Here is a 20,423-nt window from a genome sequence, read left to right on the forward strand (position 1 = left end):
AGATTCATTTTACCCGATTCTCGGTTCTCCATGTCTACTTTTTAGTCTAGCAGCACTCTTGCTTCAGGATGCCTTCTCGCTACAGATTCTTTCTGGCTGCGGGACGCTTCTCGCCGCAGACCGCTCTCTTTCCCGCGAGGGCTGGATTGTCTAACGCTTGTGAACAACGCTATTTGGGCAAAAAAGCGGGTGTACGAATTCTAACGCTTACCAGACACCTTATTTGCTCATTTTAGAGCAAAATGGGGGCTCAATCGCCCCCATAAGAACGCTGGTCAGCGTTAGAATTTGAAACTCGCCATTTTAAGCCAAATAAGCACTGTGGCAAGCGTTAGCGCAGGGTTTGTAAAGTCCCTCCGCAATCCATCAGCACATCCGCCGATGGATCATCGCGCCCTGATGGCTGGGCTCCAGGGCCAGCACCTCATCGAACTGCTCGGCGGCTTCTTCCCGCCGGCCAAGGCCCAGTTTCCCCAGTCCCCGCATGAAGCGGCAGTGGATGACGTTGCGCCGGTTCAAGTCGTCCTCGAACACGAGGAAGTCAGGAAGCGATACGGCGAAGTAATCGAACTCCACCTCATCAAACAAATGCTTCTCGGCATAGTCCACCAGCTGGTTAAACCGGCGTTTCGCTTCCTTCTCCACGCCTAACTTCCGCCAAGCCAGCCCTTGATAAAAAATCATCTCCGGCGGCTGATCGTTATAGTACATCGCTCCGGCCGGCTCCTCCAGCCCTTGCGAAGCCGCCTGCCAATACGGCGTCGCCTGCTCCATCAGGCCCAACCCCTCATATGCACAGCCCAGGTAATACAGGATGTCGTTTTCCTGCGTTCCGGCGAGCTTGCCTTCCCCGAGATTTTCCGGGTAAACGAGCGCCCGCTCCAACCGTTCGATCGCTTGCTCGGCGTTCCCGGCCGCGAGTGCCTGCTTCCCAAGCTCGACAAGGGCGAACCGGTACTGCCCGGTCACTTTGCCTTCGCCGCCTTCCCAAGGGTGGAACCTGCGAGCTTCCAACGCCCGCAATGCTTCGTCGTGGCGGCTTAACGTATTCAGCAGCGTGACGTATTCCAGATACAAATCGTCGCGCTTCTCCACGAGCGCAAGGTGGCGTTCCAACGCCGCAAACCGCTCCGCCGCCGGACGGCCCAGCTTCTTATAGAGCTGATCCAGCTCGTAAAACACGCGGGCGTCCTCCGAGTTCAGCGCAAACGCCGTCTCCAGCGCTTCCCGCGCCGCATTGACATCCTGGCGCTTGTTGTAATAAGCCAGTGCCAAATTGCGGTGTACGGTCGGGAACCCGGCGTCCGCCTCCCGGGACGCCTCCCAGTGAGCGATCGCGTCGTCCGGGCGTTTCTTGTCATACATCCAGTTGCCAAGGTAGTAATGCGCTTTCGCATCGCCCGGGTTCGCCGCGATCGCACTTTGCAGCACGAGCAGGTCCGTCAGGCTGTTCGGGAAGCAGTAGTCCGCCGGCGCGGCGGCGCCTGCCTGCCGATGGCGCGCGGCCAGTTCGACCTGGCCGGTCCGCTCATACGCGTAGGCCAAGGTGTAATGCAGCATCGGGTAAGCCGGCGTGTCTGCGTCCGGCGCAATCCGCTGCATCACCTGCACGGCTTCGTCATACAGGCCGAAGCCGAGATAGTCCGCGGCCAGCTGCAGGACGTTATGCGCGTCACCGCGCATCAACCGCTGGAGCTCGGCCAGGACTTCATCCGCCGCTGCCGCATCGCCCAAGGCCCGCAGCGCGGCCCAGCGCTCGTTGGCGGCGCCGAAGTCGGCCGGGTCCAGCGCCAGCGTCTCGCCCGTGTAGGCGAGCGCTTCCTCCGGCCGACCGAGCTTCCGCAACAGCGCTGCCTTCAAATGCCGCGCCTTATAGTTGCGGCTATTGCGGATTAGCGAGCGCTCGGCCAACTCGAGCGCCTCCGCATAGCTGCCGAGGCCGCAGGCGATCGCGGCCAGCGAATAGTAGCCGCTGTCCTGCCAGGCAGCGGACCAGACGGCTTTGTAGAAGGCGGCGAACGCCTCTTCGTCTCGCCCTTGCAGCTGCAGAGCCAGCCCGAGCTGGTACAGCGCTTCGCTGTCGTACGGGTTCGGGTTGCGCCAGGTCAGCGACTTCACGGCCGTGCGGAAATGCGCCTCCGCCTCGGCGAACCGGCCCCGGCGCAGCAGCAGCGTGCCATAAGCGACATTGATGCGGATATCGCTGGCGTCGCGCTTCAGGCCTTCCAAGTAATACGCCTCCGGCTCAAACGTAGCATGGCGGTATTGCTCCAGATGAAGGCCCGCCAAATACAGCTGCTCGTTCGTCTTCAGCTCCTCCGGCTTCGGCAGCGGCTTGGCGGCTTCCGATACCTGTTCGATCGACGGTTTCGCCGGGCGATACGAGATCAGCAGCCGTCCTTCGCGGTCGCACACCGTCACTCGCAAGTCATGTGGCTGATCGCCTTCATCCAGCGAGACAACGGTTTTGAATGTCTCCACCGGCGACAGCCGCACGGTATCCGATACATAGGTTCGGCGTACGCCTTTGAGCTCCACGACCGCCCCTTCATAATCGGATGTTGCATACGCCAGCACCGTTGCCGTCCGCGCCGTCTCGTCGACTTCGAGGTTAACGGCCGCTTCGATGGAAGCATTTTTGACAACACCGATGTCCTTGTAAGGCATAAAATACTGCTTAAACGACTTCTCCTCATACGGCTGGAGCCAGGTGAAGTCCGGCTGGTTGTCGGTATACACCCCGGTCATCAGTTCGATGTACGGGCCATCCTCGTCCGTCAGGTTGCGGTCCCAAGCCTGACCAAATTCGCCGTTCCCCCAAGTCCATTGCTTCTTCCCCGGGGAAATGTGGTGATTGGCGACATGCAGCAGGCCGGCTTGCACGCCGTGATCGTACCCGCCGACGAAGTTGAAGTCGGATTTGTAAGCCATGTAGGACGTGGGGACCGGGATGTTTTTGTAACGAGAAATATCTACGCCCTCCGAATAATCCATCTTGTAGTACGTGCCGGTGGCAATCGGAAACCGTGAGACGTCGCGCTTGCCATGATCGAATACGGCGGTAACGTCCGGCGGAAACACGGACTGCGTATGATCATTTACCGCCACGGCCGGGTTAGCCCACCACAGGAACGTTTGCGGCTCCGGCGTCCGGTTATACAGCTGCGCGGATATCTCCAGATACGCCTTGCCTGGGTACAGTGTAAACCCGGCGGTCATCTTCGTGCCATACATGCGGTCAATTTCGCTGACCCAAACGGTGGCGCTGCCGTCCTCTCCCTGCTCCAGCCGGTACTCAACCGGGCCAAAAGTGTTCGTCCGGTGATGCTGCGGCCAGTTGAACTCGATGCCGCCGGAAATCCACGGCCCGGCCAGGCCAACTAGCGCTGGTTTGATCACGCGGTTGCAATAAACGAAATCGTAGTTGTTCGTCTTGTCGAGCGCACGGTAGATCCGTCCGCCGAGTTCCGGCATGATTTCGATCCGCACGTACTCATTTTCCAAAATCGCCAGCCGATAGCTGACCTCCCGCTTCTCATCGTAAATCTTATCGATGACCGGATAGGGATATACCCGTCCGGAGCTGCCTTGATATACGCGTTTTTCCAAAAACATCGGGTTCTTGTCCGGCTCTCCAACCCCATACGTCGGGATCAGCTTATCTTCTTCCCAGACTCGAACCGCAGCCTTTGGAGACGCCTCCCGCTGTTGAACGTTCATCTCAAATCCTCCCCTTCATTGGTTGAATCGGTTGTAACCCCAATGTACCCCGGAGCTGAAGGAATTCCAATTGACGAAATACGGGAAATGATGGACTATATTCTTATGAGGAGGCGTTTCTGTGGATCATCAAATTCGCAAGCCGGACGGTTTTGAGGCGCAAAAGCTGTTTGTGCAACCGGACTATATGCTGAAGGAACTGAAAAACTCCGCATTGACGTGCCCGCTGTTTGTTAGCGATATCGGGTTTTTCCCGAACGCCCTGCACCATTATCGGGAACGGCCCGAGGGGGCGGACGCTCATATCTTCATCTATTGTGTGGAAGGCGAAGGATGGGTGGAATGGAGCGAGGAACCCACGGATGGCAGACCAGACCGCTCAGGAACGACGGCGAGCAGAATGCAACAAAGCTACCCGCTGACCGAGCGCCAGCTGGCAGTGATTCCTGCGCATAAGCCGCACCGATATGGGGCTTCGACCGATAAACCCTGGAGTATCTACTGGTTTCACCTGCAGGGCGAGGATACCAACGCGTTGATTCACACCTACGGCCTGGACCAGGGCGGCCCTGTCCGGCTGCCGCTGAGCGTACATGCCCAGCTGTTGGAGCATTTTGAGCAGTGTTACCGCCTGCTTCATGACAAGCACTACTCTCTGCCCGTGCAGATCCATGTCGCCCAGACCATGCGCCACTTGCTTAGCAGCATCGGGCTCAGCGCCGAACGGTCGGCGCAGGACCGCAAACGCGAACGCTATTTCGATGAAGCGGTCCGCTACATGACCGAGCGGCTGACAGAGAGCCTCACGCTGTCCGAACTGGCGAAGCAGGTTGGGCTGTCCAAGCAGCATCTCGTCTACTTGTTTAACCGGGAGGCGGGGCTTCCGCCAATCGAATATTTTCTGCGGCTGAAAATGCAACGGGCCGGACAGCTCCTTGACCTCACCGGCTTAAGCGTCAAAGAGATCGCCGGTGCGGTCGGCTTGTCCGACCCGTATTATTTTTCGTGATTATTTAAGAAAATCATGGGGTACTCCCCAACCGAATACCGCCGTATTCCGAAGGGATAAGCCCCGGAGCGGCCGAAGCCTTCCTGCGCCGACATTACTTGCCGATGCGCATCAGGACCGCCTCGCGGGCGGCTTTCGTCAAACCGCCAAGCACCAGATCGTACGAGTGGTCGATCATCGCCTGCAATTCGTCCATCGACAAGCTGCCATCTGCGGTGACTGTATTCCAGTGCTTTTTGTTCAAATGATACCCCGGCTTCACGCATTCGTGCTGTTCCCGGAGATTGGCAGCGATCATGGGGTCACATTTCAGCGAGATGCTTGCTGTTTCATCATCGGCGGTAACAGGCAGCAGAGCGAACATTTTGCCCCCGACCTTGATGACCGTCGTATCCGGGCCAAAAGGATACTCCTCGACCGCCCCTTTTTTGGACAAACAATATTCAACCAACTTACGGTACACGACCCTTCCCCCTCATTGGCTTGCTTATGTTGTAACTATACGTCAGATGGGTGCCGAAGTTTCGCTTCGGCGGTTGCAGCGTTTGCTTCGCCAGCTGTTCGCCGCCCGCGTAATCGCCGGCGAACAGCCGCTCGCGAATCGCGGCCAGCGCCGCTTTGCCTCCGAGCCCGGCGGCGCCAACCTCCTCCGCTTGGCCGGACCAATAGGTCGATTCGGTCAGGTTCCAGACCTCGCGCTCCGGTGCGGCCATCACGACGGCGCCGATCCGCCCGATGCCCGCGGGCAGCCCCTCAGACCAGCCTGCAGCCGGCTTGTCATACCAGAGCTTGGTTGCGCCATGCTCCGCCGCATTCACCTTCATGGCCGAGCCACCGCCTCGCCGGCAGCCATCCGGTCGTCCGGGATCAGTCGATATGTTGCCCCGGCTTCCGTCTCAAATCGGAGGTCGCCATCCTCCATCGTTTCCACGGCCACCTTCACACCGCCGTGGTATACGGTCAGCGGCGTCCCTCCGTCGAGGCCGACCCGAACGCGGCAGGCATGGCCCAGCGTCGACACGATCTTGGCCTCAGCCAGCTTGCCGTTCGCCCAGCGCAGGCTAACCTCGAAGCCGCCGCGGGCGCGAAGGCCGCGGATCTCGCCGTCCGGCCAGGCCTTCGGCAGAGCGGGCAGCAGTACCAGCGCGGGGCGGTGCGACTGCAGCAACATTTCGGCGATGCCCGCCGAAGCGGCAAAGTTGCCGTCAATCTGGAACGGCGGATGCGCGCCCAACAGGCTGGCGTAAACGCCGCCGTGGTTATAGCGCTCCGTTTCGCCGTCCTTCACCAGCCGCAGCATATTGCCGAGCAGCCGCAGCGCCCGATCGCCGTCGCCGAACCGGCTCCATAGAGCAACTCGCCAGCCCAGGCTCCATCCGGTGCTTTCATCGCCCCGCCGCTCCAGCACTTGCCGCGCAGCGGCGAACAGCTCCGGCGTCTCCTCGACCGAGAGCTGGCGGCCGGGATAGACACCCACCAGGTGGGAGGTGTGCCGATGATGGACATCCTCATCCTCGAAATCCCGGCTCCACTCCTGCAGTTGCCCATACTTCCCAACCTGCAGCGGCAAGAGCCGCTCCCGGGTCTGCCGCAGTTCCTCGCGGAACGCTTCATCGATGCCAAGCACACCCGCCGCCTCAATGCAGTTCGTAAACAGCTCCCAGATGAGTGACAAGTCCATGGTGGCTCCCTCACTGATCCCCGCTGCACCGCTTGCCGTGCGGAATTTATGCTCTGGCGAGGTCGACGGCGAAGTGACGAGATAGCCGGACTCGTCTTCGATCAGCCAGTCGAGGGCAAACATCGCAGCGTCCCTCATGATGGGATAAGCAAAATCATGTAAATATGCGACGTCCCCGCCAAAGACGTAATGCTCCCATAAATGCTGGGTTAACCAGACACCACCCATCGGCCACAGCGCCCAGACCGGGTCGCCATCGCCGAAATCGCCCACCGGGGCGGTGTGCCCCCAAATGTCCGAGTTATGATGGGCCACCCACCCCCGAGTACCGTAGTTGACGGAGGCCGTTTTCGCCCCATTCTCAGCCAGGTTGCCGATCATCTCCAGCAGCGGCCAGTGGCACTCTGCCAGGTTGCATACCTCGGCCGGCCAATAGTTCATTTCCGCATTGATATTTAGCGTCCAGTTGCTGCTCCACGGCGGCCGAGTCATCGCGTTCCAGATTCCTTGCAGATTGGCCGCCTGCGTCCCAGGTCGGGAGCTGGAGATCAGCAAATATCTGCCGTAATGGAACAGCAGCTCAACCAGCCCCGGATCAGCGGCTCCGTACTCTACGATCCGCCGCTCCGTGTCCAGTCCTTCCGGAGCTGCTGTCTCCCCTAACCACAGGCTGACTCGGTTAAACAGGGCTTGGTAGTCCTCGATATGCCGGGCTTGAATCTCCCGATAACGGCTGCCCAATGCACCAGCCAAGTCCGCCTTGGCCCGAGATGCAGCCACTTCCGCCGGAATTGATTCCGGCCGCCCCGCACCGGGGATTTGATCGAATCGATCAAAGCTTGTCGCGGCGCTGAAATACAATACCGCCTCTGTAGCATCGAGCACGCGAATCCCGTCCCCGTGGGCGCTGACCCGGCCGTCGGTTTCTGCAACCGCCAGTCGTCCCTCAAAAGCCATTGCCGGTGAGATTTCCGGATCGCCGTAGCGGATCGGGCGATCTGCGTTCACGTAGTTCGGCTCCACCCGTTCCGGAGCTGTCCCCCGCAGCACGAATGCCCCATCTTCCACAGCAGTATCGTGGCGGAGCGGGCTGTCGAGTCGGGCATGAAAAGCAAGCGCTCCCGGTTGGCTGCACGTCAGCCGCATGGCGATGATCCGATCGGGATGGGAAGCGAAGACTTCACGCTTATAGCTTACTTCCCCAACGTTGTATTCCGTCACATGGACAGCGTTTGCCAAATCCAGCGTGCGCCGGTAATTCCGACAGGCGGCTCCGTGCTCGAACGTCAGCTGTAAATCGCCAAACGGCAAATAGGATTCCGTGTATGGCCCCAGCATCTGGCGCCCCAGTTGATCTGCCTCCTCGTAGCGGCCTTCCCGGACCAGCTTCCTTACCTCAGGCAGTACCTGCCGGGCGGAAGGATTGTTCCAATCGCGCGGATATCCGGACCACAACGTATCTTCATTCAGACTGATCGTTTCCCGTTCCACCCCGCCGTAAATCATCGCGCCAAGGCGTCCGTTTCCGATCGGCAATGCTTCGGTCCAGACCGCAGCCGGTCTGTCGTACTGTAGCCTAGTGTTTTGCTCCATCTTGTTTTCCTCCCCTACCAGATCTTTAGTTACTCTTCACCTGCTCTTCATCGCCAAGAAACACATTGTCTGCGATCACCGCATCCGGGCATGCCTCCAAGATGACGGCACTTCCCTGGTCAAATTCCCCAGCGAACGCCAGCGATATCTCGTTCCCTCGAAACACCAAGTCCTGTACGCAACGTGCGGACAGCAGCAAGCCGCACACCGATTCGAAACGATTGTGCACGATGGCAATTCCGCGATGAACCGCTATCTCCGGATGTACCTCCCGATTCTCCGGCGCAATGGTGATCACTGCATGCGTTTCGCCGCCGCAGTCGAAGAATTGATTATCCTCGATAACCATCTCCTCAACTGTACCTGACTCAAACCAGGAGCGCGCATCAGCCGCAACAAGAATGGCGCTCATCTGTATCCTTTCAAATACGTTACCATGGATCACGGTTCGCCGCCGCGTGGAAGCCAGCACCCCGCGCGTCGGAATACGGGCGAAGTGGTTGCCCGTAATTTCCACCTCCGGGGACCAGGTGACGTTCTCGATCACATCTTGCGGCCTCATCTCCCTTGGGGTTGGCTGCTCCAGCGTAAGCAGCAGCTCGCGAGGGTTTAACCGCAGAACCTCACTCACCCTGCCGCTTCCGTAGGTCACCAGCGTATCCGTATGAACGAAGCCGATCTCGTCCCCGGCACGGAAAGCCGGGATCCCATAAGTTTGAGGATGCATGAACCTTACCAACAGCTGATTAGGCGCCGGACGGCCAACAATTTGCAGGTAGGTCCCATGGACGTTAATCGCGTCGTCATGTGCCCCGGCAAACCGGCAATCCCGAATCACCGCTTGCCCCCGGCAGCCAGACAGATGGATGAAATCCGCGAAGCCGGCCACCGTCCGGCCGCTTTCGGCCCTTGGCGACAGGTCCAAGCGCTCGAAAACAAGGTTTTCGCTGAATTGTCCCACCAGCCCTAGCCCATGCATAAAATGAAACCCGCAGCCTGTGAACGTGATATTCGCACTTTCATGGACAAGGACGCCTACTTGATCACGGATTCCATCCCGCATCTGAACTACGCGACCGGGGGCCAATCCCTCAGGTATACCGCGGTCAAAATAAAACCTGATCCGACCAGGACCAACTTCCTCCACCAGGGCCGTCTTCCGCTCCAGCCAATTGTCCACCCGCCAGGTTGTATTTTCCGCCGGTTCACATAGCTGCATCGGCCCAGACTGAAAGCGCCAGCCCTCACCAACCCATATCAGTCGGCCTTCCTGAATAGCATACCTCGAATCGGGATGCACCACCGCCTCCATCCAACACGCCTCAGGCTCGCAATGCACCACGGTCATTTCTGCCACCGTCGGTTGGGCGTAATCGAAGTGAAGGTCCTGGATGACGATGTCCTTGCTGCCGTCGATCAGCAGCATTGTCTGCTTGCCGTGGAACATGAACAGAGACCCGTTCCCCTTAATGGTCAACTGCTTTTGTCCTTTCAGCAGCATCCCAATTGTTTTCGTAATATCGAAATGCTCCTCTTCACTTGCGGTATTGGTGACATGATAAGGAGCCCGAATCGCCGATTGCGGATAAAAATGATACCGGCCCAAAGGCACCTCCAGCACAACAGGCCCTTCTGTTTGCATAGCGGCTTCCAGCGCCATCTGCATCGCGGGCTGCGTATCCTCTTGCGTATCCAGCCGAGCCCCATAATCACTTAAGGAGATCACAATCACAGGTAGGTTCATCCTCCTCGGGCACCTCCATTCGGAGCGTATCCCACATGTGTTCAGAAGCTAGTCCTGGCGTTATCCTATCTTCGCTCAACATACCACATCTGCTCCTCTCCATCTATCACTGTTTTGGAAAAATAATGCCGGAAAATGTCCCTTTTGGGGGCTGAGAAAAAAGGAATGCCGGCCCAAAGGCCGGCTTCCTTGATTCAAGCCGCGATCATGCGACCAGAGAGGATCTAATTATTTCGCCAATTGATCATAAGCCTTCTGCAGGATCTCCAGATAACGATCCAGCTTCAGATCCTTCAGCCCTTTCACATAAGCGTCCCAATCCTTGTTCAGATCCTTGTTGCCCGTGATGAACTGCAGTTGGCTCTGCTCAATATAATTTTTCAGGTTCGTTTGCAGCATGCTGGCTTCGTCAATTTCGCTCGGATCGATCCAGATCGCCCAGATAGGGAAAATCTCACTCGGCTCATGCCCCTGATAGAGGAGCGTAGCGTTGTACAATCTGCGTTCATAGCCGTCCGAAGCATAAATATCTTCACCTTGAACCCAAGTGTCGCGATACTCCTTCGGCATATAGAAATGCCCCATGCCGCTCCAGCCTGCATTACGCGGTGCTTCGCCTTCCTTCATCGGGATTTGCTTGACCATCGGCGTTGCATTTTCGCCCAGCGCTTTATCCCCAGGCTCCGGATCGGTCCAGTCGATGCCCTTCAAGCCGCTGGCGGCATTCGTTTGGCCTTCCGGCGTGTACATGTAGTCAATCGCTTTAATCAAAGCGATTTGCGCTTCCTCGCTGGCCTTATTCGTAATGACGAATTTCGCCCCAGAGGTGACGCCGCCGTTGTCATGCGTCGCATACGAAACCCCATTTGGCCCGCTCAAAGGCGCCAGCGGGTTATAATGGGCGGAACGCGAGTTGCCCGGATCGATGTTGATGAAGATCGCAGGATGCATACCTGCCCCGGCACCGAGAATTTCCGCATCTGCGTTTTCCCCGATTTTCTTGTAGGCTTCCGCGTTTTGCGTAAAGGCCCCCGGGTCAATCAACCCTTCATCATACAGCGATTTGATATAAGCCAAACCTTCTCTCCATTCCGGCTTGATCGCTGCCGAGACGACCTTCCCATTCTCCAGATTTAAGTAGTTGCGGTCGTCGTCATATACGAAGGCATTCATCAGATACGGCACGATACGTACGCCAAAGTCTTCAATGGAACCGCTGAGCGGCACTTCGTCGGCTTTGCCGTTACCGTTTGGATCTTGAGTTTTGAACGCCTGCAGCATCGCTTTGAACTCTTCCGTTGTTTTAGGCTCTTCCATATTCAGCTTCTTCAGCCACTCGGTATTCACCCACATTTTGTTCGGATAAGAGCAGTGGAAGCACTCCGTATAAGCGCCAAGCCCGTAAATATTACCGTCCGGAGCTGTGTACAGCGCTTTCATTTCTGGCGTTTCTTCCATGGCCTTTTTAATGTTAGGGGCATATTTATCGATCAGGTCGTTCAGCGGAATCAACACCCCTTGCTGGCCGTATTTTAAGTACATCCGCTTGAGAGAACTCATCGATATATGCCGTCAACAGGTAAGCCTCCGGGTAATCGCCGCTCGCCAATGAAATTTGGCGTTTCTCCTTCGCGCCGTCAGACGGGTTAATCTGCCAATTAAATTTAATGTTAAACTTCTCTTCCAAAAACTTCGTAAACTTGTTGGTCGGAATGTCGATGCCCGATTCCTGAACTGCGAACACGCTGATTTCCACCGGTTTCGTGGATTCGGCGCCGCCGGACGAGCCGTTGCCCTGGGCGCTGTTCGAGCTCTCTGTATTTTTCCCCGAACAGCCGCTGAGGACCAGCGTAACCGCTAGAACCAGCATGAACATACTAAGCAGGGTTTTTTTCAAATTCAAATTTGATCGCTCCCTTTTTGTATAGATGTCATTCGTTTCCCTTCTGCAACTCTCATGGTGCCAATCGAGAGCATCACCTCCTTCTATCATGAAGTCCGCCGCCTTTTGGCGCAACCGCTACTTTATGGAGGAGCAGGAATCAGCCTTTCACTGAACCAACCAACATCCCTTGAACAAAATAGCGCTGCACAAACGGATAGATGATCAGCACCGGCAGCGTGGCCACCACAATTAACGAGTATTTCAGCAATTCAGCCAACTGCTGCTTCTCGACCATGGCGATCGCATCCATGTTGCTGCCGCTGTTGTTCTGGATAATGATGCTTCGCAAGATCAGCTGCAGCGGGAACAGATCCGCCGACTTCAAGTAAATCAACGCATCGAAATAAGCGTTCCACTGCCCAACTGCATACATCAGCACGAGTACGGCAATGATGGGTTTCGACAACGGCAGCACTACGCTCCAGATGAACCTCAGATCGCTGCAGCCGTCGATTTCACTTGCTTCCAGCAGCTCCTCGGGAATCGAGGTCTGGAAGAAGGAGCGGGCGATGATCACCTGCCAGACCCAGATCGCATTGGGGATCAGAAGGGCCCAGCGCGTATCGATTAGATCCAGCCCCTTCACCACCATATAAGTCGGAATCAAGCCCCCGCTAAAAATCATCGTGAAGGTAATAAACATCATTAACGCGTTTCGTCCGAAGAACGAACGGCATGACAGCGGATAGGCAATCATGATGGTCAACGTGACACTGATCAGGGTTCCGGCGGTTGTATAAAAGATCGAGTTCAGGTAGCCGGTGATCACCTCACCTCTGCGAAACAATTCTTCAAAGCCTCTAAACGACAGGTCCACCGGCCACAACCAGACCCGGCCTGACGTAACCGCCGCCGGAGAGCTGATGGAGCTGCTGATGATATAGATGAGCGGATAAAGCACAATGATGACGAGCAGGGTCAGGATCACGTAGATGAAGCCAAGAAATATCCGGTCTCCTGCTGATTCTTTGATTCTTCGCTTTGGGGTTGCTATAGCTGCCATATCCTAACTCCTTTCCTACCAGATGCTGCTCTTCGTCAGCCGCTTGGCCAATCCGTTAACAGTCAGCAGCAGAACGAGATTGATGATGGAATTAAACAAACCAACCGCAGTGGCGAAGCTGTAGTTCGCATTCAGCAGGCCGATTCGATAAACGTAGGTTGCGATAATTTCGGAATTCACCAGGTTTAGCGGATTTTGCAGCAGGTACACCTTCTCGAAGCCGAGCGCCATGACGTTGCCGACGTTCAGGATCAGGATGATGACGATGGTTGGTACGATACCTGGCAAATCGACGTGGCGAATTTTTTGAAACCGCGAAGCGCCGTCCACCTTCGCCGCTTCATACAAGGTTGGATCAACTCCCGCCAAAGCAGCCAGATAGATCACAGCGTTATAACCGGCGGTTTGCCAAATGTCCGACCAGACGTAAATCGAGCGGAACATCCCCGGTTCCCCCAGGAAATTGATGGACTCAAACCCGAAGTAATTGAGAGCGACATTGGCAAAGCCGAGCCGAGGGGCAAGAAACAGCATAATAATCGACACCATAACCACCGTCGAAATGAAATACGGTGCAAAGGAAACCAGCTGCACGAATTTCTTGAAGCGGCCGGCGCGAATTTCATTGATCATTAACGCTAAAATGATCGGAATCGGAAATCCGGCAAGAATGAGATAACCGCTGAGAAAAATTGTGTTCTTCACCAACGTCCAAAACTGTGGATTTTCAAAGAACAGCTGGAAATGCTTGAACCCTACCCACGGACTTCCCCAGATCCCTTTGATCACGTTGTAGTCCTTAAACGCCAGCACCGCATTCAGCATCGGGTAATATTTAAAAATTAGAAAAAACAAAATGGGAGGAATGACCAGCAGATGCAGCTGCCAGTGCTTCTTGATATTTCTGCGTGCGGTCCGCCAGTAGCTGGCCTTGCGCTTGGCGTCCGGGACGTAATCCGGTTTGAAAGCAAGTTGTTTTTCCAGAACAATTCCCCCTATACGTTTGGTAAGCACCTTGATGGATATGATAGCGTTTTCTCGTTGAGTCGATCATAGGGCATGTTTGGCGGCATTGAACAGGTACACTTCCGTCTTTTGGCGTACAGTTCTCCCGTTTTTGAGGGAACATTCTTCGGTACGGGAGCCATGATTCCGCAAATAAAAAACAGCGACCGCCCCCTTCCCATTGGAAGGTACGGTCGCTGTGAAAGCCGGGATGAATCGTGAGGCCGCTTGGGATCAGTCCTGAAAGGACTGCCTGTAAGCGCTAGGGGAAACTCCCGTTAATCGTTTAAAAGCCCGCCGGAATGAGTGGAAACTGTTATACCCCACCCGGGCGGCAATTTCATCAACGGTATAGTTGCTCTCCTTCAGCAACAATGCGGCCTGATCCATCCGCACTTTAATCAGATGATCGGAATAATTCACTCCGGTCACTTCTTTAAACAGCTGGGAGATGTATTTCTCCGGTCGTTCCACGTGCTCTGCAACCCGATATAACGTCAGATCGGGATCGCAATAGGCTTCAGCTGTATACTCATAGATCTGTTTGATCAGTTGGGCGTGCGAATCCTTCTTCTTATTGGCGATAAAGCTGCACAACTCCTGCATGATCCCATGGATCTCCTGCTGAATCGTCTCCAGCGGGAACCTTTTCACCCTGAAGGAAGATCGTATTGCCCTTGGCGTCGTAGATATGAACCCACCCGCCACTCTGCTCCGTTAAGCCGGATAACAGCCCGGTCATCGTCTTCTGGTCGATCAGAACGACCACAATCGCTGACGACGTATCGTTAAAGCTGTCCAGCGGCAGCGACTGCATGTAGGTGATCACAGAAGTTTTCACATCGCGTTGGATGAACGGGGTCAGCGGCTTGATTTCGCTGCGGTGAGTTTGGCCCAACACCTGCTGCTCCCATTCCTCAAACGATAGATTGTCGTAATGAAAATATTCATAATAATGCTCTGGCCGGTAGGACGACCCGGAGGTGATAATCAAATTATAATTCGCCAGATAGATGAAATAATTTTGCAAAAAATCGTTGGTTTGCCCAAACGTCAGCACGTTGCGCATCGCCTTCCAGATGCCGTACACATCCCTCTCCGTACCTCGGTCGTTCATCAAGGCGTTAATCTCCTGGCTGATCGCCAGCTGCCGAGTCATCCCCTCCACTTCCGCCATCCGGTGCTCGAGCAGCTCTTGGCTCTTCTCCAGCTGGATGACGCTGTTCTCAATCGAGATCGACTCTGTTACCGAAATGGAAGTCCGGTACGAGATGTACCCGCCGATGCATGGGATGACCCCCCATCTTTTTTGGTAGCGCTCTCATATAACGGCCGAGCCGTCCGCTTTTTTCGTTTCATCATTATATCTACTGCGTATTTCTCTGTCCAGCGGCATGGAGCGCCCCTTCTATCCCAGCATATCGAGGTTCACCTCGATTGGATAGGGTACTCCTGGGTCGCCTAGCGTACATTTTTCCTTCTCTGTCCCCGTAAAAACCGCATCGTGGCGCGGGTTTGCAATCCTCTGCGGTTGTCCGTAACAAGAGCAGCAAAAAAGAGCAGCCCAAGCCCTCTCTAGAGCCGGGCTGCATGCGCTATCGTTCACATGAGGCTGAGTTCAACCTTATTCGTGAAGCTTCTCAACAAAGCCTTATACTCATCCGAGTCTTCCAAATAACCGTAATGGGCACTATTTTCAAACACATGAAATTGCGAATGGGGTACAAGCGATTGATAATACTGAGTCGATTCGGGGGTAGCCTCATCATAGCGCCCGCAGACAAACAATGCAGGAATCGCAATCTGATTCAACTCCGAAGTACAATCAAAGGTTTTCAAATTCCCTGTCGGACAGAACTCGGAAGGTCCCCACATCGTCAGATATACTTCGGAATTGGATTTTGCCCGATTCTGAATGACCACTTCCGGAAGAGGCTCAATCCGGATTAAGTGCCTCTTGTAATATTCGTCAACCGCATTTCGGTACTCCTCAGAGTCGGTGGTCCCTCGTTCTTCATTGCGAACAATCGCCTCACGGACTTCTTGAGGCAGCTTGGAGATCAGAACATCTGCATCCCGTTTCCAGCGTTCCGCACTTAAGCATGGACTGGAAAAGGTAATGCTTCGCACGCCCTTCGGCTTCCGTTTTATTAAATAAGTGGCAGCCAGCATCGTTCCCCACGAATGCCCCAGAAGGTGAATTTCATCCAGATTTAATGCTTGTCTCACACATTCCAGCTCTTCAACAAACCGATCGAGCTGCCAGAGTGAAGGATCACCTGGCCGCTCCGAGTTCCCCGAGCCCAGCTGATCATAGAAAATAACCGGCCGCTCATCCGCCAGATCTTGAAGACCGGCTTTCAAGGAATGATGTGTCCCTCCAGGACCCCCATGCAATACAACCAGCGGTGTCTTGGAGCCGGTTCCTACTCGAACGAACCAGACTTTCCCCCCGGGAACATCAATATATCCTTCCTGTTCTGTTAGTTCCTCCATGTGTTCTCCGCCTTTCCCTAAATATGAGAATTATAATACTCCATCCTTCCCTCCCAGAGCAAAAGATCTTAAGTCAAGATGGTAAGCTTTACGCTCCTGCAACAAATAAAAAAATGAGAATTTGAAATAAATTGTGAATTAACAACAGGAATGGGATCTCTTATAATAAACGAAACGGTTTGGGAGAGTTGGTTATGCGAATGAACTGGTATTACCGTACGATTCTTTCCTATGCTCCGATCTTCTTCGTGATCATTTCTTCCATGATCTTCGTGATTTTCTTAGCCCTCAACAATGCTTCCGAGCGAAAATACTTGGAAACCAACAAAGCGATCCTTGATCGGATCGTCTTTCACGCGGATGCGAATCTCATGCTGATCGAGCGCAATGTCGTCAGTAAGCTGCTCATGGACAGCGAGATTCAGGACTACTTCGCCAACACCTCGCAAGATGCATTAGATGACTTCTTACTGCAGAAAAAGCTGATTGACCTAAGCTTAACTTTGCCTTTTGCCAACACCATTTACATTTACAATGAAGCCGAGCAACGAATTATTTCGGATTTGGGGTCCTATTCGCTCCGTTCATTTGGGGATGCAGACTTTCTGGCAGCCAACTACGGCAGAAAGGAAGCGGCAGGATGGTTTAATCCACGCTCATTCGCTTACTCGCCGCATGAGGAGGAAGCCCAGCAGGTGGTCTCCCTGGTGAAATTTGTATATACCGGAGACGATATGCGCGGAGCACTGGTGGTCAACGTATATCAGCGCTCTTTTATGGAATACCTTAATTCCTTTGGTGAAAGCGATTACAATCGAGTGAGACTAATTGATGCTGCTTCGCCATCCCCGGATCAAGTGACGGCCATGAACCCGATTCAAGTTCAATCGGATTATACCGGCTGGACCTATGTGTCAGAGGGGGTTCATGATCAGGGCTACAACTGGCTATCCCTCTTCTCGAGCGCGTGGATGGTCATTTGGATCATCTTGATCTTGCTGGCGCTGATCGGATTTACTATCATCACTCACATTCATTACAAACCGATCCAATCGATCACGGAAAAGGTCAGCCAATTCTCGAACCGAAAAAGTGAGGAGCTGGGCATTAAAGGGGCAAACAATGAGTTCACCTTCATCGAAATGGCGCTGGACCATCTCTTGAAGCGATCGCTGGATTACGAGAACCTGCACAAGGAAGACAGCTTGTTGCGGCAACAACGATTGTTTCATGATCTGTTAGCGGGTCATCTCGTGTTAACGGATGAAGAATTCCAGCAGCGACTGACCGAGTTTAATTTGTCTGCTCCCTATGACCGGTTAGGCGTGATGGTAGCCGAACTGGACCGATATGCCGAGTTTACAGATAGGTACAAGGTCAAAGACCAGAACTTGCTGAAGTTCATTGTTGAAAGCGCATTCCGCGATCTAGGCCAAAGCCATCATGTCTTCGTCTGGCATGCCTGGATGGAGCCGCATCGCATCGCCTTTGTCGTACATCACACCGCCGATTCACACAGCACCCAAGCGACCATCACCTATGCAGAGGAATTTAAAAAATGGATTCATCAGCATCTGGAGCTGACGCTGACGATCGGCATCGGAGCCGATTCAACCTCGATTGAGACCCTCGCTGATTCCTATCGGAACGCGGTGGAGAATGTGGAGCTGAAGACGGTACTAGGTATTCATTCCATCATCGATAATCGGCGAAGCGCAGGCATTCTAAATCTGGACCGATATGCGTATCTACAAGCATTGGATTATGCCGCCCAGTCCTTCCGTATGAATGATAGCGAATGGCGGGCGAAACTAACCCAAGTCTTGGGCGAACTCAGTAAAATGCAATTCCGCAAGCGGGATATGGTGGAGTTCGCTCAGGCGTTCCTTAAACGGATGGACCAGGTCGTATTGGCCATGTCCCCCCCTATCCAATCGCGCTGGAAAAGCGAGTATCAAGAGCGGTTCGCTAATCTAGCTGAAACGATGGAGACGCTGGCAGAATTTCAAGAACAGTTCATGAGCCTCATGAATCAGTTCGAAGCCTGCGTGGAGGAAGACCGGCAAGCCCGCAGACATCATAGCTTGGCGATGCAGGCCAAGCATTACATCGATGCGCATTTCGCCGACCCCGGCCTCTCCCTGGTTCAAGTCAGCGACTATTTGAACCTGCAGCCCAGCGCCTTAAGTGTGATTTTCAAGGAGGAAATTGGGGAGAAATTTGTGGACTATGTCTTGAAGGTCCGGATGCAGCAAGCGAAGCAGCTCCTGTTGGAAACGGAGGACTCGATCCAGTCGGTGGCGATCAACAGCGGTTACCAGAACGTGAATTCCTTTTATCGCGCATTCAAGAAATTTCAGGACATTCCGCCAGGAGAGTACCGCAATATGCACCGCGCAACGTAAAAGACATAAAAACTGTGTTCCCAACGAGGAAGGAGGGTTCGCCATGCCCCTGTTGAGGTTGTGGTTATCAAAGCTGGCGCTCATCGTTATTCTGGGCGTCCTGTCGGGCTGCAGCGGATTTGGGGATCCGAATCTGCTGGGTTGGGCTGCCAGCCCTCTCCCAAACTTGGAATCAGACGAATTCACAGCCAATCATGATAGCTGGACAACACTTCGTATTGAACTGTTCGAACGGAGCAATAAACCGATCGGCGCCCCCACGATTACCGATAATCGGATGACGCAGTACATTCAGGAGCATTTCGGAAATCCGGAACGGATTAAGATCGAATTTGTCACCATCCCTCGGGCGGAGGAGGTCCGGCGGCTGCAGGTGTTAATGGCCGCTAATCAAGCGCCGGATATCGTGTTCACCTATGATCTGCCGACCGTCTACAATTTCTACACCCAAGGGAAATTGACCGATTTATCGCCTCTGCTGGACCAGTACGGATCCAGGTTGAAGGAGCTCCTCGGGGAAGAGATTTTGAGTTATGGACGTATACAAGGAACACAGTTTGCGATTCCTGCAAAGCGGGTGCTGACGGCCCGAACCACGACCTTTATCCGTGAGGATTGGCTCCGCGAAGCTGGACTCTCCCTGCCGGAAACGACAGAGCAGTTTTACCGGGCGCTCCAAGTGTTTAAAAAGAATCGGTTGCAGAAGACCGGAGAGGTCATCTATCCTTTCGGTCAAATCGATTATTACCATACCGCCCCGCTGCAGTACTCATTTTGGGATTGGGACCAGATCACCGAGGAGGACTTATACGCTGAGCCGGGTTGGACGATGCCCGGGAACAAGGAGGCGTTCCGATTCCTGAACCGTCTGTATCACGAGGGGTTGATTCATCCCGAATTCCATTTGGACCGGTTCGCCCAACAATTTCAGAAAGACCTGGTGAACGGTCGCGTTGGAGCCGCATCCCCCAATACAAATGAGCCTGTTTATATGGGATATCTGGCTGAACTGTTAAAGAACGACCCCAATGCCATCCTAACGCCAATCGATCCCTTCACCAGCGCCAGCGGCAAGAAGACGAAGCCGATACTGGAAGATACGGGTATGTACATCATGGTTCCAAAAACGAGCAAAAACGCCGAAGCAGCGATGAAATATTTAAATTGGATGGCGCAGCCGGAGAACATTATTACACTGCAGAACGGCGTGGAAGGCGTGACCTACCGGATGGAAGACGGCGTGCCGGTGACGCTGGAGAACGAGGATGCCAACCGTTTGTTATTTAACTATTTTGACTACTGCATCATTTTAAATGGGAAATATGTCAGCAGCCAGGACGAACGCTTAAATCTGAAAGCCAATGCGAACAACAAACGCTTTGAAGAGTTTACGCGCAAGAGCGTGGAATACGGGATGAATGACGGGATCGAAACCCCGCGCATTCATGCGATTTTGCCTTCCGAAATTCGGTATGCCGCTGCTTTAAATGAGAAGAACGATGAGATTTTCGTGAAGGTCATTACCGCTTCTCCGGAAGCATTTGATGCCGTATACGACGAGGAGGTTGCGGAGTATTTATCTATCGGCGGACAGCAGGTTCGTGAAGAGAAGCATCTGGCTTATCAGAAGCACAACGGCGGAGCACCGTAAGCCGCCCCCTTATGAATTGAGAGCAATTAAGTCATCCCAGAGAGGGTTCTTCCCTTTCTGGGATGATTTTTTTGCCGATCCACCTCCTTCCAGCCCCCGATATTAATTAAAGTTAGTCATATAAAAAAGGTGAAACCCCCCGCAAGAAAAAGAGAAGAAGCCCCCAAAAAA

At 54.3% G+C, this 20,423-nt stretch carries 13 protein-coding genes and 1 pseudogene; 3 read left to right on the forward strand and 11 right to left on the reverse strand.

Annotated features, from left to right (window positions below; translation table 11 throughout):
- Positions 1 to 366: 366 nt before the first annotated feature.
- The gene (locus RW092_RS01035; RefSeq protein WP_316009271.1) at positions 367 to 3,720 is read right to left on the reverse strand and encodes a DUF5107 domain-containing protein; all 3,354 of its coding nucleotides are present in this window, start codon (positions 3,718 to 3,720) and stop codon (positions 367 to 369) included.
- Positions 3,721 to 3,841: 121 nt separating this feature from the next.
- On the opposite strand from RW092_RS01035, the gene RW092_RS01040 reads away from it, so the two are divergent.
- Entirely contained in the window at positions 3,842 to 4,729 is an 888-nt protein-coding gene (locus RW092_RS01040; protein WP_316009272.1) for an AraC family transcriptional regulator, read from the forward strand.
- A 94-nt stretch (positions 4,730 to 4,823) separates the two neighbouring features.
- On the opposite strand, the gene RW092_RS01045 is transcribed toward RW092_RS01040, so the two are convergent.
- From RW092_RS01045 to RW092_RS01090, 10 genes and pseudogenes are all read right to left on the reverse strand, one after another.
- The gene (locus RW092_RS01045) at positions 4,824 to 5,192 is read right to left on the reverse strand and encodes an MmcQ/YjbR family DNA-binding protein (protein ID WP_316009273.1); all 369 of its coding nucleotides are present in this window, start codon (positions 5,190 to 5,192) and stop codon (positions 4,824 to 4,826) included.
- On the reverse strand, positions 5,182 to 5,553 hold the full coding sequence (locus RW092_RS01050; RefSeq protein WP_316009274.1) for a glycoside hydrolase N-terminal domain-containing protein: 372 nt from the start codon (positions 5,551 to 5,553) through the stop codon (positions 5,182 to 5,184). The genes RW092_RS01045 and RW092_RS01050 overlap by 11 nt, the downstream gene beginning before the upstream one ends.
- Entirely contained in the window at positions 5,550 to 8,003 is a 2,454-nt protein-coding gene (locus tag RW092_RS01055) for a glycoside hydrolase family 95 protein (RefSeq protein ID WP_316009275.1), read from the reverse strand. Before RW092_RS01055 ends, RW092_RS01050 begins: the two co-directional genes overlap by 4 nt.
- A gap of 25 nt (positions 8,004 to 8,028) precedes the next feature.
- Positions 8,029 to 9,747, reverse strand: coding sequence for an alpha-1,3-galactosidase-related protein (locus tag RW092_RS01060; protein ID WP_316009276.1), 1,719 nt, complete (start codon positions 9,745 to 9,747; stop codon positions 8,029 to 8,031).
- A gap of 228 nt (positions 9,748 to 9,975) precedes the next feature.
- Positions 9,976 to 11,644 (reverse strand): annotated as a pseudogene (locus tag RW092_RS01065) (extracellular solute-binding protein).
- 145 nt (positions 11,645 to 11,789) lie between these two features.
- Positions 11,790 to 12,695 (reverse strand): carbohydrate ABC transporter permease, encoded by a 906-nt coding sequence (locus tag RW092_RS01070; RefSeq protein WP_316009277.1) that lies wholly within the window; start codon positions 12,693 to 12,695, stop codon positions 11,790 to 11,792.
- 15 nt (positions 12,696 to 12,710) lie between these two features.
- Positions 12,711 to 13,595 (reverse strand): ABC transporter permease, encoded by an 885-nt coding sequence (locus RW092_RS01075; protein ID WP_028537473.1) that lies wholly within the window; start codon positions 13,593 to 13,595, stop codon positions 12,711 to 12,713.
- A gap of 339 nt (positions 13,596 to 13,934) precedes the next feature.
- Positions 13,935 to 14,306: a helix-turn-helix transcriptional regulator gene (locus tag RW092_RS01080; protein WP_316009278.1), complete on the reverse strand. Its 372-nt coding sequence runs from the start codon at positions 14,304 to 14,306 to the stop codon at positions 13,935 to 13,937.
- Positions 14,275 to 14,877, reverse strand: a complete 603-nt coding sequence (locus RW092_RS01085; RefSeq protein WP_316009279.1) for a hypothetical protein — start codon at positions 14,875 to 14,877, stop codon at positions 14,275 to 14,277. Before RW092_RS01085 ends, RW092_RS01080 begins: the two co-directional genes overlap by 32 nt.
- Positions 14,878 to 15,302: 425 nt before the next feature.
- On the reverse strand, positions 15,303 to 16,196 hold the full coding sequence (locus tag RW092_RS01090) for a proline iminopeptidase-family hydrolase (RefSeq protein ID WP_316009280.1): 894 nt from the start codon (positions 16,194 to 16,196) through the stop codon (positions 15,303 to 15,305).
- Between the two features lie 194 nt (positions 16,197 to 16,390).
- On the opposite strand from RW092_RS01090, the gene RW092_RS01095 reads away from it, so the two are divergent.
- Together RW092_RS01095 and RW092_RS01100 are read left to right on the forward strand one after the other, a co-directional pair.
- Positions 16,391 to 18,601, forward strand: coding sequence for a helix-turn-helix domain-containing protein (locus RW092_RS01095; RefSeq protein ID WP_316009281.1), 2,211 nt, complete (start codon positions 16,391 to 16,393; stop codon positions 18,599 to 18,601).
- Positions 18,602 to 18,644: 43 nt separating this feature from the next.
- Positions 18,645 to 20,252 carry an extracellular solute-binding protein gene (locus RW092_RS01100; protein WP_316009282.1) on the forward strand — a complete coding sequence of 536 codons (1,608 nt, stop codon included), beginning with the start codon at positions 18,645 to 18,647 and terminating at the stop codon, positions 20,250 to 20,252.
- The last annotated feature ends 171 nt before the right edge of the window (positions 20,253 to 20,423 follow it).

The organism is Paenibacillus sp. 3LSP (assembly GCF_032465655.1).
Taxonomy (GTDB): Bacteria; Bacillota; Bacilli; order Paenibacillales; family Paenibacillaceae; genus Fontibacillus; species Fontibacillus barengoltzii.

Coding starts and splice junctions, on each gene's coding strand:
- RW092_RS01100 (WP_316009282.1), top strand. CDS start 18,645: ATGCCCCTGTTGAGGTTGTGGTTATCAAAGCTGGCGCTCATCGTTATT.
- RW092_RS01090 (WP_316009280.1), bottom strand. CDS start 16,196: ATGGAGGAACTAACAGAACAGGAAGGATATATTGATGTTCCCGGGGGG.
- RW092_RS01055 (WP_316009275.1), bottom strand. CDS start 8,003: ATGGAGCAAAACACTAGGCTACAGTACGACAGACCGGCTGCGGTCTGG.
- RW092_RS01085 (WP_316009279.1), bottom strand. CDS start 14,877: ATGGCGGAAGTGGAGGGGATGACTCGGCAGCTGGCGATCAGCCAGGAG.
- RW092_RS01050 (WP_316009274.1), bottom strand. CDS start 5,553: ATGAAGGTGAATGCGGCGGAGCATGGCGCAACCAAGCTCTGGTATGAC.
- RW092_RS01060 (WP_316009276.1), bottom strand. CDS start 9,747: ATGAACCTACCTGTGATTGTGATCTCCTTAAGTGATTATGGGGCTCGG.
- RW092_RS01080 (WP_316009278.1), bottom strand. CDS start 14,306: ATGCAGGAGTTGTGCAGCTTTATCGCCAATAAGAAGAAGGATTCGCAC.
- RW092_RS01070 (WP_316009277.1), bottom strand. CDS start 12,695: ATGGCAGCTATAGCAACCCCAAAGCGAAGAATCAAAGAATCAGCAGGA.
- RW092_RS01035 (WP_316009271.1), bottom strand. CDS start 3,720: ATGAACGTTCAACAGCGGGAGGCGTCTCCAAAGGCTGCGGTTCGAGTC.
- RW092_RS01095 (WP_316009281.1), top strand. CDS start 16,391: ATGCGAATGAACTGGTATTACCGTACGATTCTTTCCTATGCTCCGATC.